Raw genomic sequence first — 5,588 nt, 5'->3', positions numbered from 1 at the left:
ATCGTGACCTTCATGGTCTGGTTCTTCAGCCGTCGCGCCGAAGAAAGCCGCAAGCGTGCGATCCAGCAAGCGATCGAAGAAGCGGCAGCCGATTCGTGGAAGCAACCGGACGTGCGTCGCGCGCAGGCACCGGAAGCGGCTTGAGCAATGCCGGGTTGACCGCTTTTGGGTGGTCAACCCAAAGCCAATGTGGGAGCGGGCTTGCTCGCGAAGGGGGAATATCAGTCGACATCGTAGTCGCCTGACACACCGCTTTCGCGAGCAAGCCCGCTCCCACAGGTTTTTCAGGCAACCCAAGGGGATTGGCGGATGACCTCGACGAAGTTCATCGGTTTGAACCCCGGCTCCTGATCCACCAGCACATCAGTCTTCACATTGCCGAACGTGGTCTGCGGACGATGGCGCAGGCCGTCGGCAAACGCGCAGATGATGCACTCCTTGAATCCCTCGCCTCGTGGATGCGCATGCACCACCGCTTCGCGCTGCGCGGTGGTGAACGCCGCGTAGTCCATGCCCAGCACGTCCATCTCGACACCCGCCGTGACCAGTGCCACGGTGGGCCGCAAGTGCCGGGGCACGCCCGGCGTGGTGTGCAGCGCAATCGATAACCAGACCTGTTCGATATCGTCATCGCTCAAGCCGTAAGGCTTGAGAAACGCTGCGGCCGCGTTGGCCCCATCGACTTCGAAGCGCTCGTGGTCACTGCGATGACCTTCCACCAGGCCCAGGTCGTGGAACATTGCCCCGACGTACAGCAACTCCGGGTTGTAGGCCAGTTGCTTACGCTCACCACTCAGTGCGCCGAACAGGAAGACCCGGCGCGAGTGGTGATAGAGCAGGTCCGATTCGATGTCGCGGATGTATTCGGTGGTGGCCCTGGTCAACGCGCTGTCGGGGATTTTGATGCCGGCGATGGTGGTGCTCATGGAGTTTTCCTCGTCGTGAACGCCTTGGCGGCGCTGAGGGTTTCAGTCTGTTCCGGCCCCCGGAACCGGACAATCAATCCATGGCTGCGATCCCGGCCAATGAGCGTGCATATCGCGCCAACCTCGCTTGTTGGGCGGGGATTGGCTAGGGTTGAGCGCAGTTGGTGAGTTTACTGTGGCGAGGGGGCTTGCCCCCGTTGGGTCGCGAAGCGGCCCCAATGCTCATTCAGGTAAACCGCGTTCAAACGGTTTACGACTGCTGCGCAGCCGGACGGGGGCAAGCCCCCTCGCCACAGGTACGCGTCAATCCTGATTCATTGAGGGCGTTTTTAGATCATGAGTAAAACCGTAGCCATCGTGGTGTTCGCCGGCGTCCAGTCGCTGGACGTCACCGGCCCCATGGATGTGTTTTCCGAGGCCAACCGCTTTCTTGCCCCGGCAGATCACTATCGCCTGGAGGTGATTGGCGTCGAGCACGGGATAATGGCGTGCTCCAACGGTTTGGCACTCAATGCCCATCGGCATTTCAGCGAAGCGCTGGAGGGGTACGACTTGTTATTGGTAGCGGGTGGGCCGCAGTTGCCGTTCATGAGTTTCGGCGCGGCATTCGACACCTGGCTACGCGAAGCCTGCGGGCGGGCGCAACGGTTTGGCTCGATCTGCAACGGCGCCTTCATGCTCGCCCGGGCCGGATTGCTGGAGGCGCGTACGGTCACTACCCACTGGAGTGATGCGTCAGCGCTGGCGACATTGTGCCCGTCGACTCAGGTTGAAGCGGATCGCCTTTACGTGGAGGACAGGGAGTTGTTCACCTCTGCGGGCGTCACGGCGGGGATTGATCTGTCCCTGTATCTGCTGGGCCGGGATCACGGGCCGGAAGTGGCACTGAACGTCGCCAAGCGACTGGTGGTGTTCACCCAGCGTTCGGGCGGGCAGTCGCAGTTCAGCCCGTTCCTCACGCCCCATGCCGAACCGGACTCGGCGGTGGCAATGGTCCAGCATTACGTGCTGGCCAACCTGACGGGCGACCTGACCATTGCCGACCTGGCCAATGCTGCGAACATGAGCGCGCGCAATTTTTCCCGGGTGTTTGCCAGGGAAGCGAAAATCACCCCGGCCGAGTTCGTCGAGCGGGCGCGGGTCGATGCGGCGCGGGTGATGCTCGAAAGCACGCGGGCACCGCTCAAGACGGTGGCCTATCAGTGCGGTTTTCGTGATGCCCAGCACATGCGCAGCGTGTTCAATCGACGGCTGGGGGTGACGCCGCAGCAGTTCAGGTTGAATTTTGCGGCGATGGTTTGAACTGACATCTTTGTTGCCTGTGAGGGCCTTTTCGCGAGCAAGCCCGCTCCCACAGGGGGAACGCATCTCAACTGTGGGAGCGGGCTTGCTCGCGAAGGGGCCGGTCCAGTCAGCAAAAATCTATGGTGCAGCCCGCGCCGGCAACAGCTTCAAGGTACTGCGGGTATTGGCCGTGACTTCTTCATCATTCAGATGCGCCTGGAAATACATCCCCTCGATGTAGGCCTCGGCCTGATCATCATAATGGCTGTCGAACAGTACACCGCTCTGGCCAACCGGGTTGACGGTGAGGCTGTGGGCCGGGTCGGCGAAGTCGATCAGGCGGCGGGTCGAGGGGCCGTAGGTGACAGGCCATGGTGCCGGTCCGATTTTCGCCGAGAGGTTGTTCGGCACTTCATGGCTGCCCGGTGCGGCGAAGGGGCCGACATTGAAGACCAGGTCCAGTGGCTTCTGCTGCCCCAGCGGATGACCATGGGTCAATGTGTGCGCCCTGCCCCACTGCCATTGTGTGAAGTCTGCGCCGAGGGTGGTCTTGAGGTGCGCGATGCTGGCCTGCCACGCAGCCTTGACCGTATCGGCACGGGTTTCCTTGCCGAGGGTGTCGCGGTTGTCCCACCACGGCGAATCGGCACTGGCGGCCAGGCGAGGTAGCGCGGCGTCGATCACCCGGGTCGAGAGCAGCGTCTCGAAGAAGTCGTTACCCAGCTCATCGTGCATCGTCGCGTCAGCCAGGTTGAACAGGAACTGGTTGAACACCGTGGCGTTGGTCGAATCGAGCGGGTAATCGCCTTTCCACTGGGCCAGTTGCTCAACGAGCTTGAGTTCGGCGGGATCGCTCACCACTTCGCGCAACACCGGCAACAGCGGCGCCAACAGACGCGGGCCGTAGGCGGTGGTGGTGCCCAGTTGCAGCTTCTGGCTGTTTTCCAGGTCCCATTTGACGGCTTTGTCGCTGAGTTGGCGATTGAGCTGCTGACCACGATCGGCAAGGTTGTAGTAGCCGGGAATCTCCATCCCGGTCGGCGACACCGGCTGGAAGTTGGCCGAGACGATGTAGCCCCGCGCCGGGTTTTCTTCCTGGGGGTTGGCGCTGAACGGGTAGAAGCCGTCCTTGTCCGCCTCGGCAGTGCTGCCGTCGAGAATAAACCACGGGCGTACACCCGCCGGGCGCTTGGGCAATTGCGCTGCGGCCCACCAGCCGATGTCACCCTTGGCATTGGCCCAGACCACGTTCAGGCCCGGAGCCTGGATTTTTGCCGCGGCCCCACGGGCCTTGGCCAGGGTGTCGGCGCGATTGAGCTGGTAGAAGCCCTCGAGGATCGGATTCTGGCTTTCGAGAAATGCCCACCACATGGCAATCGGCGTTTTGCCGACACTGTTGCTCAAGGCATCGTTGACGATCGGACCATGGGGCGATTGACGCAGCACCAGCGTCACTGGTTCCTGACCCTTGACCGCAATCTTCTGTTCGCTGGTGACCATGTCCACCCACTTTCCGCGATACCAGACCTGATTGGGGTTGTCCGGGTTGACCTTCTCGGCGATCAGGTCGAGGTCGTCGTTCTGGAACATGGTGATGCTCCAGCCGAAGTCGCGATTCATGCCCAGGGAGGCGAACGGCATCAAGGCCTGATAGTGGCCGTAGAGTTCAAAGCCCGGCGCCGAGAGCTGCGCTTCGTACCACACCGACGGCGCGGAAAAACGGATATGCGGATCACCCGCCAGCAGCGGTTTGCCGCTTTGGGTGCGGCTGCCCGCGACGACCCAGGCGTTGCTGCCCTCGAACTGTGGCAGGCCATTGTCAGCCAAGGCTTGTTCGCTCAGGCGGGCGAGCGCATTGAGGTCTTTCCAGTCGACGCTGGCCAGGGTGGGTGCGGTCCCGTTGAGCACGCCTTTAGGCTGCCAGTCGAGGTCGAAGATGTTCAGGTATTCGGGCCCCAGTTGATCGCGCACGAATGTCAGCAAAGGTTCGGTACGAAATGCCGCGGCAAAACTGTAGGCCATGTAACCGGCGATGCTGATGGTGTCCTGGGCCGTGAACGGGCGTTTGGGGATGCCCAGCACGTCGAACTCCACGGGTTTTGCGTGGCTGTCCTGATACTGGTTGATGCCATCCAGATAGGCTTGCATGGCAATGAAGGAAGCCGACTGTTTGTCGAGATTTGCGAAGTAGGTTTCGGCGCGTTCACGAATGCGCAGGCTGCGCATCAGTTTGTCGGTGTCGAGTAGTTTCGGCCCGAGCACTTCAGCCAGTTCGCCACGGGCCAGGCGACGCAGGACTTCCATCTGGAACAGGCGGTCCTGGGCATGCACATAGCCGAGGGCGCGGTACAGGTCGGTTTCGTTGTCGGCGCGGATGTGCGGGATGCCGCGCTCGTCGTAACGCACGGTGACGGAGCCTTGCTGGTGTTGCAGTTCCACCATGCCCTGGCGTGACGGCTGCTTGCTGTAAAGGTACCCGCCGGCCCCGACGGCCAGCACGACGATCAACAGAGCGAGAGCGGTCAGGCTGCGTTTCATAAGAGTCCTTGTTGTTATTGTGAGTCCTGGTGCCACTGTGTAACACGACGCGCCGGCTTGGCGCATCGCCCGTAGGAGGGATTCGTATTACCGCGTCTTTCCCTGCTTCGCTGGATCGACAGGCCATGGGCAGTAACAACCCACGGCCAGTGTGTGCGTGGCACTCACCGCACGGCCTTCATCGAGCGCTTGCAGGATCGGTTCGATAAAACTGTTGCTGGAATTGCAGGTCAGGCCTTCGCTGTACGGGCCGAAGTACGCCAGTTTGCCGCTGCGGTCCCAGATTGCCACGGCCGGGCTGGCGGGCACCTGTTCGGAGCCGGGCAGGATGTCGATGGATTTGAGGCTGCTCAAAGTGCCCGGCAACTGGCCGTGGCTGCCGGGTTTTTGCACGGCATAGAACTCCACGCCGTGGGGTGCATAGCGCTCGACCAGTTCGCTCAGGTGTTGTTGATTGCCGACATTGCACGGGCAGGCCGGGTCCCAGAAATGCACCAGGCGGATGGCCCCGGGGCCGGCAAGGGATTCGGGGAGGCGCAGCGGATCCCCCGAAAACATCGCCGTGTGCTCGCTGAACGCCCGCAGGTAACGCCCTTGAAACCAGTCGTAGGCCGCCCACAATACGCCGGCACACACCACGGCGAACAGGCTGGCATACAGAGTGGTGCGTAAGGGCGGGCGCATCGGTTCAATCCTCGAAGGTCGGCTAGCTTGCCATGCTTGCGGCGACAGATGAATATCGCAGGCTTATAAAGTCCGTTTCACGTTCTGGAATCGTCCATGCCGGCTACTTTCGACCCCAATCTTCTACGCGCAAGCTTGCTGCCACTGGCGGCCGGG

At 61.9% G+C, this 5,588-nt stretch carries 4 protein-coding genes and 1 pseudogene; 2 read left to right on the top strand and 3 right to left on the bottom strand.

Annotated features, from left to right (window positions below):
* Positions 1–144: pseudogene (locus PMI28_RS30470) on the top strand (putrescine ABC transporter permease PotI); the annotation flags it as partial.
* A gap of 140 nt (positions 145–284) precedes the next feature.
* Here PMI28_RS30470 and PMI28_RS25085 read toward each other — a convergent pair.
* Complete coding sequence (locus PMI28_RS25085; protein ID WP_007982583.1) at positions 285–926, bottom strand: HD domain-containing protein; 642 nt, start codon at positions 924–926, stop codon at positions 285–287.
* A gap of 336 nt (positions 927–1,262) precedes the next feature.
* Between PMI28_RS25085 and PMI28_RS25090 the strand changes: the two genes are divergently transcribed.
* Positions 1,263–2,228 carry a GlxA family transcriptional regulator gene (locus tag PMI28_RS25090; protein ID WP_007982581.1) on the top strand — a complete coding sequence of 322 codons (966 nt, stop codon included), beginning with the start codon at positions 1,263–1,265 and terminating at the stop codon, positions 2,226–2,228.
* A gap of 120 nt (positions 2,229–2,348) precedes the next feature.
* Here PMI28_RS25090 and PMI28_RS25095 read toward each other — a convergent pair whose 3' ends face one another.
* Positions 2,349–4,748: a penicillin acylase family protein gene (locus PMI28_RS25095; RefSeq protein ID WP_007982579.1), complete on the bottom strand. Its 2,400-nt coding sequence runs from the start codon at positions 4,746–4,748 to the stop codon at positions 2,349–2,351.
* Between the two features lie 87 nt (positions 4,749–4,835).
* On the bottom strand, positions 4,836–5,432 hold the full coding sequence (locus PMI28_RS25100) for a DUF6436 domain-containing protein (protein ID WP_007982577.1): 597 nt from the start codon (positions 5,430–5,432) through the stop codon (positions 4,836–4,838).
* Positions 5,433–5,588 lie beyond the last annotated feature (156 nt).

The sequence above is a fragment of the Pseudomonas sp. GM48 genome, from assembly GCF_000282335.1.
Lineage (GTDB): Bacteria > Pseudomonadota > Gammaproteobacteria > Pseudomonadales > Pseudomonadaceae > Aquipseudomonas.
This window is presented reverse-complemented; position numbering and strand designations above follow the sequence as displayed.